Annotated in this window: 17 protein-coding genes and 1 tRNA gene; 3 read left to right on the forward strand and 15 right to left on the reverse strand. The window is 72.7% G+C overall.

All coding sequences use genetic code 11. The features are described 5' to 3' along the window. Nucleotides 1-75 precede the first annotated feature (75 nt). On the reverse strand, nucleotides 76-270 hold the full coding sequence (locus tag I5Q34_RS31280) for a DUF3046 domain-containing protein (protein WP_199895823.1): 195 nt from the start codon (nucleotides 268-270) through the stop codon (nucleotides 76-78). Between the two features lie 17 nt (nucleotides 271-287). After that, nucleotides 288-872 (reverse strand): hypothetical protein, encoded by a 585-nt coding sequence (locus I5Q34_RS31285; protein ID WP_199895824.1) that lies wholly within the window; start codon nucleotides 870-872, stop codon nucleotides 288-290. Nucleotides 873-1,025: 153 nt separating this feature from the next. Between I5Q34_RS31285 and I5Q34_RS31290 the strand changes: the two genes are divergently transcribed. Together I5Q34_RS31290 and I5Q34_RS31295 are read left to right on the forward strand one after the other, a co-directional pair. Further along, nucleotides 1,026-1,991 (forward strand): hypothetical protein, encoded by a 966-nt coding sequence (locus tag I5Q34_RS31290; protein WP_199895825.1) that lies wholly within the window; start codon nucleotides 1,026-1,028, stop codon nucleotides 1,989-1,991. Nucleotides 1,992-2,038: 47 nt separating this feature from the next. Continuing rightward, nucleotides 2,039-6,820 (forward strand): ATP-dependent helicase, encoded by a 4,782-nt coding sequence (locus I5Q34_RS31295; protein ID WP_199895826.1) that lies wholly within the window; start codon nucleotides 2,039-2,041, stop codon nucleotides 6,818-6,820. 13 nt (nucleotides 6,821-6,833) lie between these two features. Here I5Q34_RS31295 and I5Q34_RS31300 read toward each other — a convergent pair whose 3' ends face one another. From I5Q34_RS31300 to I5Q34_RS31350, 11 genes are all read right to left on the reverse strand, one after another. Beyond that, complete coding sequence (locus I5Q34_RS31300; protein ID WP_234429879.1) at nucleotides 6,834-7,091, reverse strand: hypothetical protein; 258 nt, start codon at nucleotides 7,089-7,091, stop codon at nucleotides 6,834-6,836. Nucleotides 7,092-7,102: 11 nt separating this feature from the next. After that, nucleotides 7,103-7,324 carry a hypothetical protein gene (locus I5Q34_RS31305; protein ID WP_199895827.1) on the reverse strand — a complete coding sequence of 74 codons (222 nt, stop codon included), beginning with the start codon at nucleotides 7,322-7,324 and terminating at the stop codon, nucleotides 7,103-7,105. A gap of 47 nt (nucleotides 7,325-7,371) precedes the next feature. Further along, a complete protein-coding gene (locus tag I5Q34_RS31310) occupies nucleotides 7,372-7,842 on the reverse strand; it encodes a Dps family protein (protein WP_199895828.1) in 471 nt (156 codons plus the stop codon). 225 nt (nucleotides 7,843-8,067) lie between these two features. Further along, nucleotides 8,068-8,451: a helix-turn-helix domain-containing protein gene (locus tag I5Q34_RS31315; protein ID WP_004955592.1), complete on the reverse strand. Its 384-nt coding sequence runs from the start codon at nucleotides 8,449-8,451 to the stop codon at nucleotides 8,068-8,070. Nucleotides 8,452-8,541: 90 nt separating this feature from the next. After that, entirely contained in the window at nucleotides 8,542-9,072 is a 531-nt protein-coding gene (locus tag I5Q34_RS31320) for a CinA family protein (protein WP_199895829.1), read from the reverse strand. Further along, nucleotides 9,069-9,695, reverse strand: a complete 627-nt coding sequence (pgsA, locus tag I5Q34_RS31325) for a CDP-diacylglycerol--glycerol-3-phosphate 3-phosphatidyltransferase (RefSeq protein ID WP_199895830.1) — start codon at nucleotides 9,693-9,695, stop codon at nucleotides 9,069-9,071. Before pgsA ends, I5Q34_RS31320 begins: the two co-directional genes overlap by 4 nt. Further along, on the reverse strand, nucleotides 9,692-11,179 hold the full coding sequence (gene rimO, locus I5Q34_RS31330; protein WP_199895831.1) for a 30S ribosomal protein S12 methylthiotransferase RimO: 1,488 nt from the start codon (nucleotides 11,177-11,179) through the stop codon (nucleotides 9,692-9,694). Before rimO ends, pgsA begins: the two co-directional genes overlap by 4 nt. 115 nt (nucleotides 11,180-11,294) lie before the next feature. After that, entirely contained in the window at nucleotides 11,295-12,104 is an 810-nt protein-coding gene (locus I5Q34_RS31335) for a helix-turn-helix domain-containing protein (protein WP_199895832.1), read from the reverse strand. A 201-nt stretch (nucleotides 12,105-12,305) separates the two neighbouring features. Next, the gene (locus I5Q34_RS31340; protein ID WP_199895833.1) at nucleotides 12,306-14,981 is read right to left on the reverse strand and encodes a DNA translocase FtsK; all 2,676 of its coding nucleotides are present in this window, start codon (nucleotides 14,979-14,981) and stop codon (nucleotides 12,306-12,308) included. A 115-nt stretch (nucleotides 14,982-15,096) separates the two neighbouring features. After that, on the reverse strand, nucleotides 15,097-15,783 hold the full coding sequence (locus I5Q34_RS31345; protein ID WP_199895834.1) for a two-component system response regulator: 687 nt from the start codon (nucleotides 15,781-15,783) through the stop codon (nucleotides 15,097-15,099). 244 nt (nucleotides 15,784-16,027) lie between these two features. Beyond that, on the reverse strand, nucleotides 16,028-21,502 hold the full coding sequence (locus tag I5Q34_RS31350) for a HAMP domain-containing protein (RefSeq protein ID WP_199895835.1): 5,475 nt from the start codon (nucleotides 21,500-21,502) through the stop codon (nucleotides 16,028-16,030). A gap of 476 nt (nucleotides 21,503-21,978) precedes the next feature. Between I5Q34_RS31350 and I5Q34_RS31355 the strand changes: the two genes are divergently transcribed. Further along, entirely contained in the window at nucleotides 21,979-24,609 is a 2,631-nt protein-coding gene (locus tag I5Q34_RS31355; protein ID WP_234429710.1) for a SpoIIE family protein phosphatase, read from the forward strand. A gap of 53 nt (nucleotides 24,610-24,662) precedes the next feature. Here I5Q34_RS31355 and I5Q34_RS31360 read toward each other — a convergent pair. Together I5Q34_RS31360 and I5Q34_RS31365 are read right to left on the reverse strand one after the other, a co-directional pair. Further along, nucleotides 24,663-24,735: transfer RNA gene (locus I5Q34_RS31360), tRNA-Thr, on the reverse strand. A 58-nt stretch (nucleotides 24,736-24,793) separates the two neighbouring features. Then, nucleotides 24,794-25,498: a DegT/DnrJ/EryC1/StrS family aminotransferase gene (locus I5Q34_RS31365; protein ID WP_199895836.1), complete on the reverse strand. Its 705-nt coding sequence runs from the start codon at nucleotides 25,496-25,498 to the stop codon at nucleotides 24,794-24,796. Nucleotides 25,499-25,663: the final 165 nt, after the last annotated feature.

Genomic DNA, 25,663 nt, shown 5'->3' on the forward strand with positions numbered 1-25,663 from the left:
CCATGAGAATGGATGTTCGATTTTTGTGTCAAACGCGCCGCGCGGGCGCGGCGGCAACCGTGACGACCCCCCGCATCAGCGTCTGTCGGCGGGAATCTCCATCGCCCGGCAGACCGCGCGCCACACGTCCTTCGCCTCCCAGCCGGCGTCCAGCGCCTGGTGCACCGTCCTGCCGCCGAGCTCGGACATCACGTGGTCGCGCGCGAAGGAGTCGGCGTACGCCGCCCCGAATTGGTCCGCCATTCGCTGCCAGAAAACCGTCAACCGCATGTACGCAGCGTAAGCCGTCACGCGCCGGGCACGGACACGGTCGTCCCCCGCCCGTCCCGGCGCAGCACGGCACGCCGGGACAGCAGCACGGCGTGCTGGACGCCCAGCGTGACCCCGAGCCCGAGCAGGAACGCGTTGCCGTTGAACGGCTCGTCGGTCAGCAGGTACTCGGCGGCCGAGACCGCGCAGCGCGCGCCGACCGTCAGCAGCCAAAGCCGCAGGACGGCCGGGTCGCCCCTGCGCCGCACCGTCCCGTCCGCGTCCCGCCACAGCGGCATGGCCCGGCCCCTCAGCACGCCGAACACCGCCGAGACGGCCAGCCCCAGGACCAGGAACGCCAGGCCCGCCGCCGTCGCGCGCGACGGACCCGGCGGGACGAGGCCGCGGCCGACGAGCAGGACCACCCAGACGAACGCGACGGCCCGCACCCTGCGGGCCCGGAACTGGAGCACCAGGACGAGCGCCATGATCCCCAGGACCAGGAGCACGTTCGCCCCGCCGATCAGCCGTGCCGCCTGCCCGTCCCCGGCGGCACCGGCCGCCGCCAGGACGGATATGGATGCGTCCACCGTCGCCACCGTCGCCCCCCAGTCGATCTTCAAGACCGGCCGATCCTACGGAACGCTCCCGCGCCGCCCCTCCGGGAACCCCCGGCCCGTCCTCCGTCAACCCCGTACGTCCCGCCCCCCGCCCCTGCGGGTGCAGCCGGGCGCGAGCCGCTGACCGGCGGCGTTTTCCGCCCTACGGTCTTGTCCATGGCCCCATCCGGAGCATCCCCCGTAGCCCGTGCCGAAGCCTTCGTCTGGCTGACCGCCCGCGTCCTCGAACAGCGCAGATTCGCCTACCACTTCCTCGACGGCAGCCCGGACGCCGTGGAGGCGGCGCTGACGGCCTACCGCGGCGAGGACGGCGGCTACGGGCACGCTCTGGACCCCGACCTGCGCGGCCCGGTGAGCCAGCCGCACCACACCGCGCACGCCCTGCGCGTCCTCGACGAGATCGGCCGCTGCGCGGACCGCCGCGCCGAACTCGTGTGCCGTTACCTGACGGCGGTCTCCACCCCCGAGGGCGCGCTGCCCGCCCTGCACCCCGCGTCGGGGACCTGGCCGGCGGCGCCCTGGTTCCCCGCCCCGCCGGGCGGCCGCGGCGCCCCGGCCGCCGGCTCCCTGCTGACCACCGGCCCGGTCGTGGGCCTGCTGCACCGCAACGCGGTGTGGCACGCCTGGCTGTTCCGGGCCACCGACTTCTGCTGGGCCGCGATCGACGCGCTGGTGCTCGCCGGGCGGCCGCACCCCTACGAGGTCGAGGCGGCCGTCGCCTTCCTCGACGGGGCCCCGGACCGCGCCCGGGCCGAGGCCGCCGCCGACCGGCTCGGCCGGGTGGTGCGCGAGCAGCGGCTGGCCGTGCTGGACCCGGAGCGCGCGGCCGCGTCCCCGCCCGCCGGGTCCGCCGCGCACAGCTCCTTCCCGCACTTCCCGCACGACTTCGCCCGGACCCCCGACTCGCTGGCCCGCGCCTGGTTCACCGACACCGAGTTCGACCGCTCGCTGGACCACCTGGCCGGGGCGCAGCAGGAGGACGGCGGCTGGCCGCTGCGCCGGGGCGCCTGGGCGCCGGGCACCGCCCTGGAGAGCCGCCCGGTGGCCACCGTCGAGGCGCTCCTGACCCTGCGCGCGCACGGCCGCGGCAGCCCGCCCGCACACCCCCCGCACCCGGGCTGACCTGCGCGGACGGGGCGTTGTCAGTGCCCCGGTGCACGATGGGGGGCATGACGGACGACTCGGCGACCGGCCCCGCACGGGCCTCGGCGGGGGACGGTCACCCGGCCCTCGGCGGCTTCTCCCCCGCGACCCGCTCCTGGTTCACGGGCGCCTTCACCGCGCCCACGGCCGCGCAGGCCGGCGCCTGGCGGGCCATCGCCGAGGGGGCGGACGTCCTGGTCGTCGCGCCCACCGGCTCCGGCAAGACACTCGCCGCCTTCCTCGCCTCGCTGGACCGGCTGGCGAGCGCCCCGCCGCCGGCCGAGCGCGCCAAGCGCTGCCGCGTGCTCTACGTCTCCCCGCTCAAAGCCCTCGCGGTGGACGTCGAGCGCAACCTGCGCAGCCCACTCACCGGGATCCGCCAGGAGGCCGTCCGGCTCGGCCTGCCCGAGCCGGAGATCCGCGTCGGCATCCGCTCCGGCGACACCCCGGCCACCGAGCGCCGCGCCCTGGTCACCCGCCCGCCGGACATCCTCATCACCACCCCCGAGTCGCTGTTCCTGATGCTCACCTCCGCGGCGAGGCAGGCGCTCACGGGCGTGGAGACGGTCATCCTCGACGAGGTGCACGCCGTCGCCGGGACGAAGCGCGGCGCGCACCTGGCCCTGTCCCTGGAGCGGCTGGACGCGCTGCTCCCCCGCCCCGCCCAGCGCATCGGCCTGTCCGCCACCGTGCGCCCGGTGGAGGAGGTCGCGCGCTATCTGTCGCCGCACCGCCGGGTCGAGATCGTCCAGCCGCCGTCGGACAAGGAGTTCGACCTGTCCGTGGTCGTCCCGGTGGAGGATCTCGGCGAGCTGGGCGCCGCCCCCGTGCAGGAGGGGGACGAGCGGGAGCGGCCCTCGGTCTGGCCCCACGTCGAGGAGCGCATCGCCGATCTCGTCCTGGCCCACCGTTCGACGATCGTCTTCGCCAACTCCCGCCGCCTGGCGGAGCGCCTGTGCAACCGGCTCAACGAGATCGCCCACGAGCGGACGGCCGGCGAGCCGCCGGCCGAACACCACTCGCCCGCCGAGCTGATGGCCCAGTCCGGCGTGGCCCGGGGCGCGCCCCCGGTGCTGGCCCGCGCGCATCACGGCTCGGTCTCCAAGGAGCAGCGCGCCCAGGTCGAGGAGGATCTCAAGGCCGGCCGCCTGCCCGCCGTGGTGGCCACCTCCAGCCTGGAGCTGGGCATCGACATGGGCGCGGTCGACCTGGTCGTCCAGGTCGAGTCGCCGCCGTCGGTCGCCTCCGGCCTCCAGCGCGTCGGCCGCGCCGGCCACCAGGTGGGCGCCGTCTCCACCGGCGTCGTCTTCCCCAAGTACCGGGGCGACCTGGTGCAGGCGGCGGTCGTGACGGAGCGGATGCGCCAGGGCGCCATCGAGGCCCTGCGGGTGCCCGCCAATCCGCTGGACGTGCTGGCCCAGCAGATCGTCGCCATGACGGCCATGGATCCCTGGGACGTCGAGGAGCTGCTGGCCCTGGTGCGCCGCGCGGCACCCTTCGCCGCGCTGCCCGAGTCCGCCTACCACGGCGTGCTCGACATGCTCGCCGGGCGCTATCCGTCCGACGCCTTCGCCGAGCTGCGCCCCCGCCTGGTGTGGGACCGGGTCGCCGGCACGCTCACCGGCCGCCCCGGCGCCCAGCGCCTCGCGGTCACCTCCGGCGGCACGATCCCCGACCGCGGCCTGTTCGGCGTCTTCCTCGCCGGCGCGGACCCCAAGAGGGGCGGCGGCCCATCGGACACAGCAGCGCGAAGCGCTTCCACTCGGGGTGGTGGCGGGCGACGGGTGGGCGAGCTGGACGAGGAGATGGTCTACGAGTCCCGGGTGGGCGACGTGTTCACCCTGGGGACGACGTCCTGGCGGATCGAGGACATCACCCGCGACCGCGTCCTCGTCACCCCCGCCCCGGGCGTCCCCGGGCGGCTGCCGTTCTGGAAGGGCGACCAGCTGGGCCGCCCGCTCGAACTCGGCCGTGCGCTGGGCGCGTTCCTCCGCGAGATCGCCGGCGCGCAGCCGGCGTCCGCCCGCGCCCGCCTCACCGCCGCCGGCCTCGACACCTGGGCCGCCGACAACGTCCTGGCATACCTGGACGAACAGCGCCGCGCCTGCGGCCACGTGCCCGACGACCGGACGATCGTCGTCGAGCGCTTCCGCGACGAGCTGGGCGACTGGCGGGTGGTCGTCCACTCCCCCTTCGGCGCCCAGGTGCACGCGCCCTGGGCCCTGGCCCTCAGTGCCCGCCTCACCGAGCGGTACGGCATGGACGCCCAGGTGATGCACGCGGACGACGGCATCGTGCTGCGCCTGCCCGACGCCGAGCTCCTGGGCCTGGACCTGCTCGACGCCGACCCGGCCCGGCAGGGCCCCGGGCACGACGGGGAGCAGTCCCCCGTCGACGCCGCCGACGTCGTCTTCGACCGGGGCGAGATCGGCCAGGTCGTCACCGACCAGGTGGGCGGATCGGCCCTGTTCGCCGCCCGCTTCCGCGAGTGCGCCGCCCGCGCCCTCCTGCTGCCGCGGCGCCACCCCGGCAAGCGCACCCCGCTGTGGCAGCAGCGCCAGCGCGCCTCCCAACTGCTGGAGGTCGCCAGCGAGTTCGGTTCGTTCCCGATCGTCCTGGAGGCCGTCCGCGAATGCCTCCAGGACGTCTTCGACGTCCCCGGCCTGACCGAGCTCATGGGCGACATCGAGGCGCGCCGCGTGCGCCTGGTCGAGGTCACCACCCCCGAGCCGTCGCCGTTCGCCCGCTCGCTGCTCTTCGGCTACGTCGCCCAGTTCCTCTACGAGGGCGACTCCCCGCTCGCGGAGCGCCGCGCCGCCGCGCTCTCGCTGGACTCGCGGCTGCTGGCCGAGCTGCTGGGCCAGGCCGAGCTGCGCGAGCTCCTCGACGCGGACGTGCTGGCCGAGCTGGAGCGCGAGCTCCAGTGGCGCACCGAGGACCGCCGCGTCAAGGACGCCGAGGGCGTGGCCGACCTGCTGCGCCTCCTCGGGCCGCTCACCGACGAGGAGTTGGCGGAGCGCGGCGCCGAGCCGGGCTGGGCGCGCGATCTCGCCGAGGCCCGCCGCGCACTGCGCGTGCGCGTCGCCGGCCGCGAGCACTGGTGCGCCGTCGAGGACGCCGGACGGCTGCGGGACGCCCTGGGCACGGCCCTGCCCGTGGGCGTCCCCGAGGCGTTCACCGAGCCCGTCAAGGACCCGCTCGGCGATCTCCTGGCCCGCTACGCCCGCACCCACGGCCCGTTCACCTCGGCCCAGGCCGCGGCCCGCTTCGGCCTGGGCACGGCGGTGACCGACGGCGCCCTGCACCGCCTGGCCGCCAACGGCCGCATCGTCCAGGGCGAGTTCCACCCCTCCGGCACGGACCAGGAGTGGTGCGACGCCACCGTGCTGCGCCGGCTGCGCCGCCGCTCCCTGGCGGCGCTGCGCCAGGAGCTGGAGCCGGTGCCGCCCGCCGCCCTCGCCGCCTTCCTCCCCCAGTGGCAGCACGTCGGCGGCGGCCACGGCCTGCGCGGCGTCGACGGACTCCTGCGCGCCGTCGAGCAGTTGCAGGGCGCGCCGGTCCCCGCCTCGGCCCTGGAAAAGCTCGTCCTTCCGGCCCGCGTCGCGGACTACTCCCCGGCGATGCTCGACGAGCTCACCGCGGCGGGCGAGGTCGTCTGGGCCGGCGCCGGCGCCCTGCCCGGCAAGGACGGCTGGGTCTCGCTGCTGCCGGCCGACACGGCCCCGCTCCTGCTGCCCGCCCCGCACCCACTGGAGCCGACGCCCCTGCACCGGGCCGTGCTGGACGCGCTCTCCGGCGGCTACGGGCTGTTCTTCCGCCAGATCACCGACCGCGTCCGCGCCGCGCTCCCCGAGCCGGACGGCCCCCTGACCACCGACGCGCAGATCGCCGACGCCGTGTGGGACCTCGCCTGGTCCGGCCGGATCACGGACGACACCCTGGCCCCGCTGCGCTCCCTCCTGGGCTCGGGCCGGACGGCGGGCGCCACGGCGCACCGCGCCAAGCGCCGCGTCCCGCGCGGGCGTTACGGCTCCTTCGCGGGGCAGGCGGGCCCGCTCCGCCCCACCGCCTCGCGCGGCGGTCCGCCGACGGTCGCCGGCCGCTGGTCGCTGCTGCCCCCGCCGGAGCCCGACCCCACCCACCGGGCCCACGCCCTGGCCCGGACGCTCCTCGACCGGCACGGAGTGGTGACCCGCGGCGCCGTCGCCGCCGAAGGCGTGGAAGGCGGCTTCTCCGCCGCGTACCGGGTGCTCTCCGCCTTCGAGGAGAGCGGCCGGGCCCGCCGCGGTTACGTCGTCGAGGGGCTGGGCGCCGCCCAGTTCGCCATGGACGGAGCCGTCGACCGCCTCCGCGCCATCAGCACCGCCCGCGAGCGGGCCGGCGACTCCGGCCCCCACGGCTCCCGTCCGGCCGATGCCCGCGCCGTGGTCCTGGCCGCCGCCGACCCGGCGAACGCCTACGGGGCGGCCCTGCCCTGGCCCGATCCCCCGGCGGGCGCCGCCCACAAGCCCGGCCGCAAGGCGGGCTCCCTGGTGGTGCTCGTGGACGGGGAGCTGGCGCTCTATGTGGAGCGCGGCGGCAAGACCCTGCTGGCCTGGCACCGCCCCGACGAGGAGGCGCCCCCCGACGACGCCGGGCTCCGCGCCGCCGTGGAGGCCCTGGCCTCGGCGGCCCGCGCGGGCGCCCTGGGCACGGTCACCGTCGAGCGGATCAACGGCGCCCCGGCCCTCACCGCGCCGCTGGGATCCCTCCTGGAGTCGGCCGGCTTCCACGCCACGCCCCGGGGGCTGCGGCTGCGCGCCCCCTGACCCGCCGCGCGCCTCACCGGGTCCCGCGCCGCCGCCCGCGCGGCCGGGTCCACGGCACGCAGTGCACCGGCAGCAGGCTCAGCCCCCACCCGGCGGCCGCCAGCGCCTCCACCGGCCCCGCGCCCGCGGGCCCGGTGCCCAGCCGGTACGCCGTCCAGGACCACACCCCGGCCGTCACGAGGGCGGCCAGCCGGACGGCCGCCCGCCGCGCACCGCCCCGCCGGAGCCCGGAGGGGCGCACCGCTCCGCGCCCGCGCGACGAAGTGCCCACCGGGTGCCGCGTCAGCCGGACGCTCCGGCGTCCTCGCCGCGCAGCCGCGCCAGTTCGGCCTCCAGTTCCGCGATCGTGCGGTCGCGCCGGTGGAGTTCGACGATCACCCGCTGCTCGCCCTCGCGCGCGCCCTCCTGGAAGACGCTGCGCACGAAGGCGCCGGCCGCCCGCCGGTCGAGCTCGGAGACCAACATGAGCTCGTTCGTGAAGCGGATCACCGGGTGCTCGTCCATGCCCCCAGGAGACCGCGCCGCCCCCGGGTCCGCCACCCGGGGCCCGCTCAGGCGTTCTCCGCCTGGAACATCCAGTGGTGCTTCTCGAGGTCCGCGGTGAGCCCGATGAGGATGTCCTGACTGACCGGGTCGGGGTCGCCGGTGTCGCGGATGCGCCGACGCATCCGGGTGATGACGGCGTCGAGCGCGTCGACCAGGAGCCGCACCACGTCCACGTCCTTGGTCCAGCCGCCGCCGAGCGGGGCGATGCCACTGGTTCCGGCCACGGTGTCGGCCCGTCCGTCGGGGGCGACGCCGATGGCCGAGGCGCGCTCGGCGACGGTGTCGGCGTGCTGCCGCGCGCTGGCCACGACGTCGTCGAGCTGCAGGTGCACCGAGCGGAAGCGCGGGCCCACGATCGTCCAGTGGACCTGCTTGGCGACGAGCGAGAGGTCCACGAGATCGACGAGCGCGCCTTGGAGGGCCTCACCGACGGTCTTGCGGTCCTGTTCCGGCAACGGGCTCTTCACGACAGACATGTGCTTCTCCTTTGCCGTCGGTCCCGGATTTCGCTTTCGTCCGTTCCACCACCATCGCACAGCACCCGGAATCGGGCCGGAGTGGAGAAAACCGACCGGAAATGCCGCTGCACGCCCGGACATACGCCCCGAATACGCCCCTCGATACGTCCCCGGAAAACACCGGTCCCCGCAGGTCCTCAACGGACCGGCGGGGACCGGGAACAGCAGTTGACCGGCTGGGCTTCAGGCCGCGACCACGTCGACGGCCTCCGCGGGCGCCTTGATGGTCACGCGCTCGCCCGGGACGCCGGTCACGGACGTCACCGACACCGGGTTGAACATCGGCCGCATCGGCGCGGGTACCGGCTCGCTCGCCGCCGCCGACTGCGCCAGCTCGGCGAGCGACAGCTCGTCACTCACCTCGCGCATGACCTCGGACATCCGTACGTCCAGAGCGTCGCAGATTGCGGAGAGAAGCTCGGAGGACGCCTCTTTCTGCCCCCGCTCGACCTCGGAGAGGTAACCGAGCGAGACCCGGGCCGATGAGGAGACCTCGCGCAGAGTGCGGCCCTGGCGTTGGCGCTGCCGACGCAGCACGTCACCGAGCAGGCGACGGAGCAGAATCATCGGTGGCTCCCTCCTTGGACCGCGAATCCGGATCCTTCACGCCCCACCGTACCGCCTCGGGGTGCGGCCGTGCGGGGAGCTATGTCGTGTTCACTCAGGGCTGCAAACATCCATTCCCCCCTTGTGTTCCGTATCCTTTGCCCCCGCGTTCGCCGTCAATTCGTCCCGCAGGAGCGCGAGGACCGCTCGGACACTTTCTGTCCGAATCGATTCCCTGTCGCCGTCCAATGACAGCCTCCGCACGGCGCAGTCGCCGTGCGGACCGGCCGCGGCGACGAAGACCGTCCCGACCGGCCGGCCGTCCTGGGGCCCGGGCCCGGCGACGCCGGTGGTGGCCAGGCCCCAGTCGGCGCCCAGCAGGCCGCGCACGCCCCGGGCCATCTGCCGCGCGACCTCGGCGTCCACCGCTCCGCGGTCGGCCAGCAGGTGTCCGTCCACTCCCAGGACGTCGCGCTTGACCTCGGTCGCGTAGGCGGTCACCGAGCCGCGCACCGCCCGGGAGGCCCCCGGAACGGCGGTGAGGGCCGCCGCGACCAGACCGCCGGTCAGCGACTCGGCGACGGCCACCGTCCGGCCCCCGGTGATCAGCGCGGCCAGGACGCCGGCCGCGTCCGCGCTCACCGCCCGGACTCCGCGGTCGCCGCCCTCCTGCGCAGGACGACGGCCTGCCGGATGTAGTCCAGGCCGGTCAGGACCGTCAAGACCACGGCCACCGCCATCACCCAGAAGCGCACCGTGGCCAGCGGCCCCTCCAGGGCGAGGATGTACATCCCCGTGGCCACCCCCTGGGCGAGCGTCTTCAGCTTGCCGCCCCGGCTGGCCGGGATGACACCGTGCTTGATCACCCAGAACCGCATCAGCGTGATGCCCACCTCGCGGGCGAGGATCACGCCGGTGACCCACCAGTGCAGGAGGCCCAGGCCGGAGAGGCAGATCAGCGCCGCGCCCATGATCGCCTTGTCGGCGATGGGGTCGGCGATCTTGCCGAAGTCGGTGACCAGGTTGTACGTCCGCGCCAGATGCCCGTCGAAGAGATCGGTGATCATGGCGATGGCGAAGGCGGCCCAGGCGAACGAGCGCCAGACCGGGTCGTGCCCGCCGTTGTGGAGCATCAGCAGGACGAATCCGGGCACCAGGAACAGCCGGACCATGGTGAGGATGTTGGCGATGTTCCACAGCCGGACCGGCCGTACGCCCGGCGCCGGGGCGGGACGGCCCGCGGCCGATGCCGGGACTCCGCTCATCTGCCCGCCTCCTCGGTACACCCGCCGTCCCCGACGGGCTCGGCGACGAGGTCGACCCCCTCGCTCGCGACGACCTTCGCGACGACCATGCGACCGGGACCGGGCACGTCCGCGAGGCCCTCGGTGACGAGCCGGACCTGGCCGTCGGTCTCGGGCGCCTGGTGGGCGGCCCGGCCGATGACGCCGTCCTCGTCGTCCACGCGATCGACCAGTACCTCGATTGTCTCTCCGATCCGGTCCTCGGCGCGCTGCGCGGTCAGCTCCTCCGCCAGCCGCGAGACGCGCGCCAGCCGCTCGGCGACGACGTCGGGGTCCACCTTGTCCTCGTAGGTCGCGGCCTCGGTGCCGTCCTCGTCGGAGTAGCCGAAGACGCCGATGGCGTCCAGCCGGGCGCCCGTGAGGAAGCGCTCCAGCTCGGCGACGTCCTCCTCGGTCTCGCCGGGGAAGCCGACGATGAAGTTGGAACGGGCGCCCGCCTGGGGGGCCTTGGCGCGGATCGTGTCCAGCAGCTCCAGGAAGCGGTCGGTGTCGCCGAAGCGGCGCATCGCGCGCAGCACGGCGGGCGCCGAGTGCTGGAAGGAGAGGTCGAAGTACGGGACGACCTTCTCGGTCGAGGTCAGCGCGTCGATCAGGCCGGGCCGCAGCTCGGCCGGCTGGAGGTAGCTGACCCGGATCCGCTCCAGGCCGTCCACCGCCGCCAGCTCCGGCAGCAGGGTCTCCAGCAGCCGGATGTCGCCGAGGTCCTTGCCGTAGGAGGTGTTGTTCTCGGAGACCAGCATGATCTCCTTCACACCCTGCTCCGCCAGCCAGCGGGCCTCGCCGAGCACGTCGGAGGGGCGGCGGGAGATGAACGAGCCGCGGAAGGAGGGGATCGCGCAGAACGAGCAGCGCCGGTCGCAGCCGGAGGCCAGCTTGACGGAGGCCACCGGGCTGGCGCCGAGCCGGCGGCGCAGCGGGGCCCGGGGCCCGGAGGCGGGGGCGACGCCCTCCGGCAGGTCCTCGGGGGAGGTGTCCTGGGCGTGGCCGGGCAGGGCCACGGCGGTGGCGCCCTGACGCTCGGCGGGGCTGATCGGCAGCAGCTTGCGCCGGTCGCGCGGGGTGTGGGCGGCGTGGATGCCGCCGGAGAGGATCGTCTGCAGGCGGTCGGAGATGTCGGCGTAGTCGTCAAAGCCCAGGACGCCGTCCGCCTCCGGCAGCGCGTCCGCCAGCTCCTTGCCGTACCTCTCGGCCATGCAGCCGACGGCGACCACGGCCTGGGTGCGGCCCTGGTCCTTGAGGTCGTTGGCCTCCAGGAGGGCGTCGACGGAGTCCTTCTTCGCGGCTTCGACGAAGCCGCAGGTATTCACGACGGCGACATCGGCGTCGGCGGCGTCCTCGACGAGGTCCCAGCCGTCCGCCGCCAAGCGGCCTGCCAGCTCCTCCGAGTCCACCTCGTTACGGGCGCAGCCAAGTGTGACAAGAGCGACGGTACGGCGTTCGGGCATAGGGCTCAGCCTACTTTGTCCGGACGCCGCTTCCGTTGCCGAGTGGCCGCCGGGTGCGGAGAGCCTGGTCACCCGGCGGCCCTCCGTCGGCCGGAGGGTCCCGTTCCGCCGCCGCTCAGCCGGCGGCGGGGTCGCCCCGGGTGTAGCTGAGGCGCTGGACCTGCCCGTCGTCGCCGACGTTCTTGATCTCCTTGCCGTTCACGAACAGCTGGACGGCGCCGGCGTTGCCGAGCACCAGGTCGATCCGGTTGCTGTCGGTGAAGGTCTTGGAGGCCCCACGCCTGAGCACGCCCTCGTCGAGCAGCTTGCCGTTGTGGTCCTTGGCCGACATCCAGGTCTGGTCCCGCTCGGCGGTGAGCTTGACCGTGACCTTGTTGGCCGGGGCACCGGCGACCGCGCTGTCGGACGGCTCGGGCTTCTTGGCGTCGGCCTTGCCCGGGGGCGCCTTGGCGGGGGCCTTCGACGGCTTGGCCGACGCCTGGCCCGCCTCGGCGGCGTTGTCCTGGCTCTTGGCCCCGCCGTTGAAGAGCGTGAATCCGACGAAGCCGACGACCGCGACGATCGCCGCGACCATGGCGGCGGTCCAGTTGGGCCGCCGGGGCTCGGGCCGGATGCGCTCGGCGTCGAAGACCGGCGCCGCCCGGCTCGGCCGGGGACGCCCGCCGTGCTCGGCGTCGTACTGCTCGATGAGCCGCGTGGGATCGAGGCCGGCGGCGCGCGCCAGCGTGCGGATATGTCCTCGGGCGTAGACGTCCCCACCACAACGGGAGAAGTCGTCCTGTTCGATCGCATGCACGATCGGAACGCGTACGCGAGTGGTCGAACTGATCTCGTCGACGGTCAGTCCGGCGTTGATGCGGGCCTGTTGGAGAGCGCGGCCGATGGAGGGCCGTTCGTCCTCCGGGGGTGAGTTGCCGATGGACACGTGGGCGCCTTTCGAGCGTGCAGCCACCTGCTGGAAGTTCAGTCTAGGGGGGACGCAAAAGCGTCCGGCAAGCGGGAAGGCCGACTTTGTAGGCCATCAGAAGGCTCTGCGGTACCGGCTGCGGCACATCGCTGCTCCCCTCCCTCCTCACCCCTGCGCGCCCGCCCGGGAGAAACGGTTGACCAGGGCGTCCACCCGCCGTCAGGCTCCGGCGTCCCCGCGGATGAGTGCGAGCGCCCCGTCCAGTTCGTCCGGCTTGACGAGCACGTCGCGGGCCTTGGAGCCCTCGCTCGGACCCACGATGTTGCGCGACTCCATCAGGTCCATGAGCCTGCCCGCCTTGGCGAATCCCACACGCAGTTTGCGCTGGAGCATCGACGTCGAGCCGAACTGGGTGGAGACGACCAGCTCGGCCGCCTGGCACAACAGATCGAGGTCGTCACCGATGTCCTCGTCGATCTCCTTCTTCTGCGCCGTGCCGACCGTGACGTCGTCCCGGAAGACGGGCGCCATCTGGTCCTTGCAGTGCTGGACGACGGTGGAGACCTCGGCCTCGGTCACGAAGGCGCCCTGCATGCGGATCGGCTTGTTCGCGCCCATCGGCAGGAACAGGCCGTCGCCCTTGCCGATCAGCTTCTCGGCGCCGGGCTGGTCCAGGATGACGCGGCTGTCGGCGAGCGAGGACGTGGCGAAGGCGAGCCGGGAGGGCACGTTGGCCTTGATGAGGCCGGTGACGACGTCCACGGACGGCCGCTGGGTGGCCAGCACCAGGTGGATGCCGGCGGCCCGGGCGAGCTGGGTGATGCGCACGATCGAGTCCTCGACGTCGCGCGGGGCGACCATCATCAGGTCGGCGAGCTCGTCCACGATGACCAGCAGGTACGGATAGGGCGCCAGCTCGCGGCCGCTGCCCTCGGGGGGCTTGACCTTGCCCTCGCGCACCGCCGCGTTGAAGTCGTCGATGTGCCGGTAGCCGTAGGCCGCCAGGTCGTCGTAGCGCAGGTCCATCTCACGCACCACCCACTGGAGGGCCTCGGCGGCCCGCTTGGGGTTGGTGATGATCGGCGTGATCAGGTGCGGGATGCCCTCGTACGCGGTCAGTTCGACGCGCTTGGGGTCGACCAGCACCATCCGTACGTCCTCGGGGGTGGCCCGGATCATCAGCGAGGTGATCAGGCAGTTGATGCACGAGGACTTGCCGGAGCCGGTGGCGCCCGCGACGAGGATGTGCGGCATCTTCGCCAGGTTGGCCATGACGTAGCCGCCCTCGACGTCCTTGCCCAGCGCCACGAGCATGGGGTGGTCGTCGCCGGCGGCGTCCGCGAGCCGCAGCACGTCGCCCAGGTTGACCATTTCCCGGTCGGTGTTGGGGATCTCGATGCCGACGGCGGACTTGCCGGGGATGGGGCTGATGATGCGGACGTCCGGGCTGGCCACGGCGTAGGCGATGTTCTTGGTGAGCGCGGTGATGCGCTCGACCTTGACCGCCGGGCCCAGCTCGACCTCGTAGCGGGTGACCGTCGGGCCGCGGGTGAAGCCGGTGACGGCCGCGTCCACCTTGAACTCCGCGAACACCGTGGTCAGCGAGGCCACTATGGCGTCGTTGGCGGCACTGCGGGCCTTGCCCGGTCCGCCGCGCTCCAGCAGGTCGAGGGAGGGCAGGGCGTAGGTGATGTCCCCCGCGAGCTGGAGCTGCTCGGCCCGCGGCGGCAGTCCGGCCGGGGGCTCCGGGGCGGGCTTGGTGAGGTCCGGTACGGAGCCGTCCGTCCGGGCACCGCGCGCCGGCACCGGGACGGTGCGCTCGTCCTCCTGGGTGATGCCGTTGCTGAGCCCGGCGAGGAGCGGCGAGGGCTGCACCCCGTGCAGCACGGCCCCGTCCAGCGAGGCCGCGGCGGCGGCCGCCACATCCACAGCGTCCGACGACGGCTTCCTGGGCCGGCGCCGCTTGGCGAGCGCCTCCTCCTCGGCGCTCTCCGCATCGGCCTGCGCCGCCGGCGTGCGCCGGGGGCGCTTGGGCCTGGCCGGGGTCTCGCGCCAGTCGGCGTCGTACTCCCCCGCGTAACGGTGCGCGTCCTCGTCCTCGTACTCGCCGGGCAGCGGCTCGATCACCCCGAGCCGGATCCCCAGCTGCCGCAGCCGCCGGGGGATCGCGTTGACCGGAGTGGCCGTGACGACCAGCAGCCCGAAGACCGTGAGCAGCACCAGCAGCGGTACGGCCAGGACCTGGCCGACCGTGAACAGCAGCGGTTTCGAGGCGGCCCAGCCGATCAGGCCGCCGGCGTCCTGGAGCGCCTGCGTCCCCTCGCCTCGGCCGGGTGCCCCGCAGGCGATGTGGACCTGGCCCAGGACGCCGAGGACCAGCGCGGACAGGCCAATGACGATGCGTCCGTTGGCCTCGGGGCGCTCGGGGTGGCGGAAGAGCCGCATCGCGATGATGCCGAGGAGTATCGGCACGACCAGGTCGAGGCGGCCGAAGGCACCGGTGACGAGCAGCTTCACCAGGTCGCCCACCGGGCCTTCGAGGCTGGACCAGGTGCCGGCCGCGACGACCAGGGCGAGGGCGAGCAGCAGCAGCGCGAGCCCGTCCTTGCGGTGGGCGGGGTCCAGGTTGCGGGCGCCGCGTCCCATGCCCCGGAACAGCGCGCCGACGCCGTGCGCCACCCCGCGTCCGGCGCGGCCCGCGACGGACGGCCTGGGCGCCGCCTTGGCGGCGGCCTTCCTGGCCGGTGCCTTCTTGGCGGGCGGCCGGGCGGCGGCCTTCTTCGCGGGTGCCTTCTTGGCAGGCGCCTTCTTCGCGGGGCTCCCGGCGCGTCCGGCGCGCTGCTTGGAGGTGCCCGCCGTGCTCTGGGAACCCTTGCCGGACGTACGTGAGGCCATGGTGCCGAGATTACCGTCGTCCGCCGGAGGGGACACGTGGGCCCAGGCGTTCACCCATGTGTGTGACGCTGCCTCAGCGCATGGACTGACGCCGCATCACCCATGGGACGGCTCGTCAGCTCTGTGACGCCACCGGGGGAACGCTGCTGCCCGCGCCCGGCTCCAGGGCGTCCAGCGCCCGCCGCAGCCCGTTGAGCTTGCGCTCCAGATGGGCGGCGGTGGCGACGGCCGCGGCGTCGGCGGACTCGTCCAGCTGTTTGGACAGCGCCTCGGCCTGCTCCTCGACCGCGGCCAGCCGGGCCGACAGCTCGGCGAGCAGCCCCGCGGTCTCCGGCGGCTCGCCGGACGCTGCGCGGCCGCCCTGGCCGCTCTCCATCTGCAGCCGCAGCAGCGACGCCTGCTCGCGCAGCTGGCAGTTCTTCATGTAGAGCTCGACGAAGACCGAGACCTTGGCGCGCAGCACCCAGGGGTCGAAGGGCTTGGAGATGTAGTCCACCGCGCCGGCCGCGTAGCCGCGGAAGGTGTGGTGCGGGCCGTGGTTGATCGCGGTGAGGAAGATGATCGGGATGTCCCGGGTCCTCTCCCGCCGCTTGATGTGCGCCGCGGTCTCGAAGCCGTCCATGCCAGGCATCTGGACGTCCAGCAGGATCACCGCGAAGTCGTCCGTCAGCAGCGCCTTGAGCGCCTCCTCCCCTGACGATGCCCGCACCAGTGTCTGATCGAGCGCCGAGAGGATGGCCTCCAGCGCGAGCAGATTTTCCGGCCGGTCATCGACCAGGAGGATCTTGGCCTTCTGCACCATGGCCCGTCCTCCTCGCCCCGGAAGTGCACCGGGCGCCGCCCCAGGGGACGACTCCCTTGCGCCGCCCGTCCTTGTGCCGGTCATGGTAGCCGCACCCCGCCCGTCACCACACCCTGTCACCACGATGTCACTGCGCACGGAGAGGAAACGCGGCAGGGGACGTGAAAGTTCCCGGAATGCCGCGGTCCCACACGTCATCGACCACAGTCGGTCGGCAAACCATCGTTGACCGGTCGGCCAGTTGTCACTCTGCGCGCATCCACTGCTTCATCACCGCCAGCAGTTGATCAGTGTCAACCGGCTTGGTGACATAGTCGGAAGCCCCGGCGTCGATGCTCTTCTCCCGGTCGCCCTTCATCGCCTTCGCGGTGAGCGCGATGATCGGCAGTGCGGCGAACTGCGGCATCTTGCGGATCGCGGCCGTCGTGGCGTAGCCGTCCATCTCCGGCATCATGATGTCCATCAGGACCACCACCACGTCGTCGTGCTGCTCCAGCACCTCGATCCCCTCGCGCCCGTTCTCCGCGTAGAGCACCGTCAGTCCGTGCTGTTCCAGCACGCTGGTGAGCGCGAACACATTGCGGATGTCGTCGTCGACGATCAGGACCTTCTCCCCGTGGAAGCCGACGGCCCCCGCGGCACTGCCCTCGCCGACCTCCACCCAGGACTCCTGCGGCGCCGCCGGCGCCGCGGCCGCGCCCCGGCCCGCGCCCGGACGGTCCGCGGGGTCCTGCGCGGGCGCGGCGGCCTGCTGCTGCGCGGCCCTCCGGCGGCGCAGGAACAGCCCGGCCGCACCGCGCGCCGGCACCTCGGGCCCCTGCTCCTCGTCCGCCACGGGCGCGCCCGCCGGAAGCGCCCGCAGGTCGCTCGTGCCGGCCTCGGGCAGCTGCTGCGGGTAGCCCTCCAGCGGCAGTTCGGCCGCGTTGAGCGGCAGGTAGAGGGTGAAGGTCGAGCCCCGGCCCGGCTCGCTCGCCGCGTGGATCTCGCCGCCCAGCAGCCGGGCGATCTCCCGGCTGATCGACAGACCGAGCCCCGTCCCGCCGTACTTGCGGCTCGTCGTCCCGTCGGCCTGCTTGAACGCCTCGAAGATGACCCGCATCTTGCTGGCCGCGATGCCGATGCCGGTGTCCGTGACCGAGAAGGCGATCAGCTCGCCGTCGGCGTCGCGCAGCGCGCCCGCCTCCAGCAACTGCTCGCGGATGGAGTCCGGGACGTCCGCGCCCGCCGGCCGGATGACCAGTTCGACGGCGCCGGAGTCGGTGAACTTCACCGCGTTCGACAGCAGGTTGCGCAGCACCTGGAGCAGCCGCTGCTCGTCGGTGTGCAGGGTGGCGGGCAGCTCCGGCGAGACCCGGACGGAGAAGTCCAGGCCCTTCTCCGCGGTCAGCGGCCGGAACGTGGCCTCCACGTAGTCGACCAGCTGCACCAGGGCGATGCGGGTCGGGCTGACGTCCATCTTGCCCGCCTCGACCTTCGACAGGTCCAGGATGTCGTTGATCAGCTGGAGCAGGTCGGAGCCGGCCCCGTGGATCGTCTCGGCGAACTCGACCTGCTTCGGCGAGAGGTTGCCGTCCGCGTTGTCCGCGAGCAACTTCGCCAGGATCAGCAGCGAGTTGAGCGGCGTGCGCAGCTCGTGCGACATGTTGGCCAGGAACTCGGACTTGTAGCGCATCGAGACGGCGAGCTGCTCGGCGCGCTCCTCCAGCACCTGCCGGGCCTCTTCGATCTCGGTGTTCTTGACCTCGATGTCCCGGTTCTGCCGGGCCAGCCGCTCGGACTTCTCCTCCAGCTCGGCGTTGGAGATCTCCAGTGCCTTCTGCCGGTTCTCCAGCTCGGCCGACCGCTCCCGCAACTGCTCGGTCAGCTCCTGCGACTGCTTGAGCAGCATCTCCGTCTTGGTGTTGACGCTGATGGTGTTGACGCTGGTGCCGATCATCTCGGCGATCTGGCTGAGGAAGTCCTTCTGGATCTGCGCGAACTGCTGGAAGGACGCCAGCTCGATGACGCCGAGCACCTGCCCCTCGAACAGCACCGGCAGCACGATGACGTGCGCCGGCGGCGCCTCCCCCAGCCCGGAGGCGATCTTCAGGTAGCCGGTGGGCACGTTCTCCACGAGGATCGTGCGCTTCTCCTTGGCCGCCGTGCCGATCAGCGACTCGCCCGGCCGGAAGGAGGTGGGCATCGAGCCCATGGAGTAGCCGTACGAACCGAGCATCCGCAGCTCGTACGCGTCCTCCCCGCTGCCGCCGTCCTGCCCCGCGGTCGGCATGGCCAGGAAGAACGCCCCGTGCTGCGCCGAGACGACCGGGGTCAGCTCGCTCATGATGAGCTGGGCGACGTCCTCCAGGTCGCGGCGGCCCTGCATCAGTCCGGAGATGCGGGCCAGGTTGCCCTTGAGCCAGTCCTGTTCCTTGTTGGCGAGCGTGGTCTCGCGCAGGTTGGCGATCATCGTGTTGATGTTGTCCTGGAGTTCCAGGATCTCGCCGGCCGCGGCGACGTCGATCCGCAGGTTGAGGTCGCCGCGGGTCACCGCCGTGGCGACCTCGGCGATGGCCCGCACCTGACGGGTGAGGTTGCCGGCCATCTCGTTGACGGACTCGGTCAGGTCGCGCCAGACGCCGTCCACGTCGCGCACCCGCGCCTGGCCGCCCAGCTGGCCCTCCGTCCCCACCTCGCGGGCCACCCGCGTCACTTGGTCGGCGAAGGAGGACAGCTGGTCCACCATCGTGTTGATGGTCGTCTTGAGCTGGAGGATCTCACCGCGGGCATCGATGTCGATCTTCTTGGTGAGGTCGCCCTGCGCGATGGCGGTGGTGACCATCGCGATGTTGCGGACCTGGCCGGTCAGGTTGGACGCCATCGAGTTCACCGACTCGGTGAGGTCCTTCCAGGTGCCGCTGGCCCCGGGCACCCGGGCCTGGCCGCCCAGGATGCCGTCGGTGCCGACCTCCCGGGCCACCCGCGTGACCTCGTCGGCGAACGACGACAGCGTGGTCACCATGGTGTTGACGGTGTCGGCGAGCTGCGCGACCTCGCCCCTGGCCTCGACGGTGACCTTCTTGGTCAGGTCGCCGTTGGCGACCGCGCCGGCCACCTGGGAGATGCTCCGCACCTGGCTGGTCAAGTTGGTGGCCATCAGGTTGACGTTGTCGCTGAGGTCCTTCCAGATGCCGGTGGCGTCGCGCACCCGCGCCTGGCCGCCCAGCTGCCCCTCGGTGCCCACCTCGCGGGCCACCCGGGTCACCTGTTCCGCGAAGTCCGAGAGCTGGTCGACCATCGTGTTCACGGTGGTGACCAGTTCGAGGATCTCGCCCTTGGCGTCCACCGTGATCTTCTTGGAGAGGTCGCCCATGGCGACCGCGGTGGTGACCTCGGCGATGTTGCGCACCTGGGAAGTCAGGTTGTTCGCCATGAAGTTGACGGACTGGGTGAGGTCCTTCCAGGTGCCCGAGACACCCTGCACCTCCGCCTGACCGCCCAGGATGCCCTCGGTGCCCACCTCGCGGGCCACCCGCGTGACCTGCTCGGCGAACGAGGACAACTGGTCGACCATGGTGTTGAGGGTGTTCTTCAGCTCCAGGATCTCGCCCCGGGCATCCACGTCGATCTTCTGCGACAGATCGCCCCGCGCCACCGCCGTGGCGACTTGCGCGATGTTGCGGACCTGGGCCGTCAGGTTGCCCGCCATGCCGTTGACGGAATCGGTCAGGTCGCGCCAGACGCCCGCGACGCCGGGTACCTGCGCCTGGCCGCCCAGCCGGCCGTCGGTGCCGACCTCCCGGGCCACGCGGGTGACCTGCTCGGCGAAGGCCGACAGCTGGTCGACCATCGTGTTGATGGTGTTCTTCAGCTCCAGGATCTCGCCCCGGGCATCCACGTCGATCTTCTGCGACAGGTCACCGCGCGCCACCGCGGTCGTCACCTGGGCGATCTGCCGCACCTGCGAGGTGAGGTTGCCCGCCATGAAGTTGACCGAGTCGGTCAGCTCCTTCCAGGTGCCGCTGACGCCGGGCACCCGGGCCTGCCCGCCCAGTCGGCCCTCCGTGCCCACGTCCCGTGCCATGCGCGTGACCTGGTCGGCGAAGGCCGACAGCTGATCGACCATGGTGTTGACGGTGTTCTTCAACTGGAGCATCTCGCCGGACACTTCGACGGTGACCTTCTGCCCCAGATCACCGTTGGCCACCGCCGTCGTCACCTGGGCGATGTTGCGCACCTGCCCGGTGAGGTTGCGGAAGGCCGTGTTGACGGAATCGGTGAGGTCCTTCCACGTGCCCGCCGCGCCCGCCACCGCGGCCTGGCCGCCGAGTTCGCCCTCGACGCCGATCTCCCGTGCCACCCGCGTCACTTCGGCGCTGAACGACTGGAGCTGGTCCACCATCGAGTTGACGGTGTTCTTCAACTCCAGCATTTCGCCGGAGACATCGACGGTGACCTTCTGCCCCAGATCGCCATTGGCGACGGCCGTGGTCACCTGGGCGATGTCCCGCACCTGGGCGGTGAGGTTGCGGAACGCGTTGTTGACCGAATCCGTGAGGTCCTTCCACGTCCCCGCCGCGCCCGGCACCTGCGCCTGCTCGCCCAGCCGCCCCTCGGCGCCGATCTCGCTGGCCACCCGCGTCACCTCGTCGGCGAAGGTACGCAGCGTCTCGGTCATCTGGTTGATCGTCTCGGCGAGCTGGGCGATCTCGCCCCGCGCGCTCACCGTGACCTTCCGCGACAGATCTCCGTTGGCGACCGCCGTCGTCACCTCCGCGATCCCCCGCACCTGGGCGGTGAGGTTCCCGGCCATGAGATTGACGGAATCGGTGAGGTCCTTCCAGACGCCGGCCACACCCGGCACCCGGGCCTGCCCGCCGAGCTCGCCCTCGGTACCGACCTCCCGGGCCACCCGTGTCACTTCCGAGGCGAAGGAGGAGAGCTGGTCGACCATCGTGTTGACGGTGTTCTTCAGCTCCAGCATCTCCCCGGCCACATGAACCGTGACCTTCCGGGACAGATCACCCTTCGCCACCGCCGTCGTCACCAACGCGATATCACGCACCTGAGCGGTGAGTCGCGAGGCCATCGTGTTGACGGAGTCCGTGAGATCCTTCCACGAACCCGACATTCCACGTACTCGGGCCTGCCCGCCGAGCTTCCCCTCGGTGCCGACCTCGCTGGCCACCCGCGTCACCTCGTCGGTGAACGCCGAGAGCTGGTCCACCAGCCCGTTGACCGTCCGCCCCACCTTGAGGAACTCACCGCGCAGCGGGTGCGCCGTCCCGTCCGCCGCCTGGGAGCGCAGGTCCATCCGCTGCTCCAGGTCGCCCTCGGCAACCGCCGACAGCACCCGGCCGACCTCGGAGACCGGCCGCACCAGGTCGTCGACCAGGGCGTTCGACGCGTCGATCGCCGCCGCCCAGGCCCCTTCGCACCCGCCGACCTCCAGCCGCTCGGTGAGCTTGCCCTCCCGCCCGACGACCCGGCGCACCCGCGCCAGCTCCCCGGTCAGCTGGAGGTTGCGGTCGGCGACCTCGTTGAAGACCGCCGCGACCTCCGACAACACCCCGTCACCCGAGACCGTCAGCCGCTTGCGGAAGTTTCCGTCCCGCATCGCCTCCAGTGCCGACAGCAGCCGGTGCAGGGCCGCCGTGTCCACCTCGGTCGTCCCATTGGGCCGGGACCGTCCGCCCTTCGCGCGCGCGCTCGTGCCCCGCGTCGCTCCGCCAGACTCCACCGTGTCCCTCCCGCAGGGTCGCTGATCCTCGTCGGGTTTTCGCTTCCAGCTTTCCCAGTGTTTCACCCGAGCGCACCGGAGCGGCTGCCCGTCAGAGCGTAACCAGCTGGCAGGCGACTCGTTAAAGCCGAACAGATAACCTGCCCGGCGCCCCTCCATGAGCCGCACATCCCGGCGGCACTCCCCGGACCCACAGGACACGACACCGCGGACCACCCCACATCCGCCGGCTTCCTCGGACCCCGGCGGCCCCCTTCTCCCCCGGCATTACGGGCGGAAAGCGCGTACGGCCGTGTCCCCGCATTCACTCCCGGCCGGGGTACGTGCCCGCAGCACAGTTGCTATGGGTGCGGTGTCCCCCAGGGAAATGCAGTACCCGGCTCCGTTCCCCATCGCCCCTGCCGACGGTTTAGCCTGGCGGACGAATCGCCGTCATGAGAATCGGGCACAGGACTCGGGGGAGCGATGAGAGGCCAATGGGGAGTGCTGTGATCACCGCGCGGGCAACCGCCACCTTCGAGCCGGTCGGGCGATCCGTCGCCGCGGCCCGTGCCTTCGTCCGCGACACACTGCAGGGGTGGGGATTTCCCGACATCATCGACGACGCCGTCGTCCTGACCAGCGAACTGGTCACCAACGCCGTCGTCCACGCCGGCACCTCCGCCGAGGTGCTCTGCGTCCGCACCGACTCCGGGGTCCGCATCGAGGTCAGCGACCGCTATCCCGAGCGGGAGCTGCCGCTCCAGTCCCCGGCCCGGCAGTTCGGCGGCATCGACCGCGAGGGCGGCCGGGGACTGATGCTCTGCACGGCCCTCGCCGCCCGCTGGGGCGTCGAGTACGGCTCCACCCACAAGAAGGTGTGGTTCCGACTCGACCTCGACGACCGCCCCGCCGGCACCCGCTCGGCCGGCCCGGCCCTCCCCGTGGCCGCCCTCCCGCTCGCCGACCCCCGGGTGCGCGTCGCCGTCATCCAGATCGACGGCACCGGACACATCAGCGTCTGGAACGAGGACGCGGAGCATATCTTCGGCTACGGCGCGGAGCAGGTCACCGGCAAGCCCCTCGCCGACCTCGCCGCCTGGCCGCACACCCCCGGCACCTCCACCGGCATCGCGGAGGCCCTGCGGCTCTCCCGCTGGGAGGGGTCGTACGGTATAAGGGGCGCCGACGGCCGCGTCATCCCCGTCTACGCCTCCCACCTGCGCGTCCGCGACACCGGCGGCGCCCCCTCGACCGTCTGCCTGCTGGTACGCGACGCCGAGCGCGCCGTGCTGCAGAGCCCGCCGCGCACCACCGGCGGCGACTCCGGCACCGACCGCGCCGGCTCGGCCGACCCCTTCGAGGTCTTCATCGGCTCCCCCGCCCCCGACGACCTCGACGGCCTCCTCCAGCGCACCGTCGAACGCGCCCGCGACATGCTCGACGGCGACTCCGCCTACCTCCTCCTCGCCACCGACGACGAGACCGAACTGGAGGTCCGCGCCTCCACCGGCCTGCCCTCCGCCCGCCAGCGCTTCGCCCGCGTCCCCGTCGAGGCCGGCACCGGCCGCTACGGCTCCGCCCGCATGCCCTCGGTCCACGACGACCTCAACGCGGTTCCCGGCGCCGTTCCCCTGCTGACCGACACCGGGATGCGCTCCGTCGTCACCGTCCCCCTCAAGGTGGAGGGCCGCCTCACCGGCTCGCTCGGCGTCGCCGCAGAGGCCCCGCACCGGTACGGCAACGAGGAGGCCCTGCGCCTCCAGTTCGCCGCCGACCGCATCGCCCTCGCCGTCGAGTCCGCCCGCCTCGGCGAGCTGGAACGGCTGCGCCGCGGCTCCCTCTCCTTCCTCGTCGAGGCCTCCGACCTGCTGGCCGGCACCCTCGACCGGGACCAGACGCTGGCCCTCATGGCCCAGATGACCGTCCCCACCCTCGCCACCTGGTGCGCCGTCTACACGATCGCCGACCAGTCCTCCGAGCCCGAGCTCTCCTATGTGCTGCACGAGGACGAGGACCTGATCGACGGCCTCAAGGCGCTCCTGGTCAAGGTCGCCCCGCCGGACCCCGTCCCCACCCCGGGCGCGCGCCCCTGGCCCGCCCCCTCCCAGGCCGCGCACCGGGGCGCACTGCGCACCTCCCTGCGCACCGTCGGCCTGGCCGGCGACGCGGAGCACTCCCCCGGGCCCGGCATCTCGCTGGCGACGGCGGCCGCGGTGGGCGGCGAGACGGTCGTCCTGCCCCTCGTCGCCCGCAACCGCGTCATCGGCATGCTGACCCTCGGCAAGCCCACCGACGACCACTTCCGCCAGGAGATCCTCGAACTCGCCGAGGACCTCTCCCGCCGCGCCGCCCTCGCCCTGGACAACGCCCGCCTCTACAGCGAGCGCACCGCCATCAGCCAGAGCCTCCAGCGCAGCCTGCTCCCGCCCGGCCTGCCGGACGTGCCCGGCGTGGAGGTCGACGTCATCTACCGGGCGGCCGGCGAGGGCAACGAGGTCGGCGGTGACTTCTACGACCTCTTCCCCATCCGCGACGGCGCCTACGGCTTCGCCATCGGCGACGTCTGCGGCACGGGCCCGGAGGCCGCCGCCGTCACCGGCCTCGCCCGGCACGCCCTGCGCCTGCTCGCCCGCGAGGGCTTCGGCGGCCCGGCGGTGCTGGAGCGGCTCAACGCGGCGATCCTCGACGAGGGTGCCCGCAGCCGCTTCCTCACCCTCCTCTACGGAGAGCTCTGGCCCCAGGAGAACGGCAGCGCCCTGCTCAAGGTCGTCTGCGCCGGGCACCCGCTCCCGCTGCGACTGCGCCAGAACGGCACGGTGGAGGCGGCCGCCGACCCCCAGCCGCTGCTGGGCGTCATGGAGGACCTCGAACTGTACGAGCAGACGGTCACCCTGAACCCCGGCGACGTCCTGCTCTGCGTCACGGACGGCGTCACCGAGCGCCGCGAGGGCACCCGCATGCTGGGGGACGACGGCCTGGCCGACGTCCTCACCACGTGCACGGGCCTGACGGCCGGCGCCGTCTCCGCCCGCATCCTCCGCGCCGTCGAACGCTTCGCGGCGGAACCGGCCTCCGACGACATGGCGATCCTCGCCATGCGGGTCCCGGAGCCGCGGGACGACTGATCGTAGAGATACGAAAAAGGCCCCCGCCATTCGGCGGGGGCCTTTCTTCACAGAGCCCCAAAACGGAATCGAACCGTTGACCTTCTCCTTACCATGGAGACGCTCTGCCGACTGAGCTATTGGGGCCGGCAACGAGATAAAGCATACCTGATGTTCGGACGTACTTTTGCCCGGCCGGACCGCGCTAGGCCGCAGCGCCGTACGGCAGGAGCCCGCCCAGGGAATTGCACGCCGAGACGACCCGGTGGAGTTCACGCCGCGTCATGCCCGCGTCCACCGGCAGGGCGAGGCATTCGTCGACCGCCCGCTCGGTCTGGGGCAGCCTCAACTCCCGCCGGTAAGGCGGCATCCGGTGCACCGGGGCCTTCACGGGCACGTGGCACCGCACTCCCCTGGAACGCAACGCCCGCGCGAAGGCGTCCCGGTCGGGCCTCCCGTTGCCGGGGACACGCACGACGTAGGAGTGATAGCGGTGCTCAACTCCCCCCGGGACGACGGGTGTCAGGACGCCGGTCAACCGGGCGTCGAGGTAGGCGGCGTTGGCCCGACGCCGACGGGCGGCATCGCGATCGGCCGTCGAACCGGCATCGAGCGGCTCGACGTGGTTGATGACAGGCAGGGGACAGGCAGCGGTGACCAGGCGGAGGGCGGCCAGGTCGGCTGGGTGCCCGAAGAGCTCGGCGACGACGATGACGGCGGTACGGGCAGTGATCACGGCGGCGACCGAGGCGGGGGCGAGGCAGTAGCTCGCGGCATCGATGTCCGCGAACACCGGTGTCGCGCCGACGGATCGAACGGCCTCCGCGGCAGCGGCCGTTGCGTACGACGGCACGACGACCTCGTCACCGAGGCCGACGCCGGCCGCCAACAGCAGTTCCTGTGTCCCCATATCTGCGGATGGTGGACGCGAAAGGTTAACCCGACGTAACGCTCCGTACTGCATAACAAAAACAAAAAAGCCCCGGCGTCTGAACCGTAGTTCAAACACCAGAGCTTTTTTGAATGATAGTTCGGCGGCGTCCTACTCTCCCACACGGTCCCCCATGCAGTACCA

Origin of the sequence: Streptomyces sp. AV19 (genome assembly GCF_015999245.1) — a bacterium.
GTDB lineage: Bacteria > Actinomycetota > Actinomycetes > Streptomycetales > Streptomycetaceae > Streptomyces.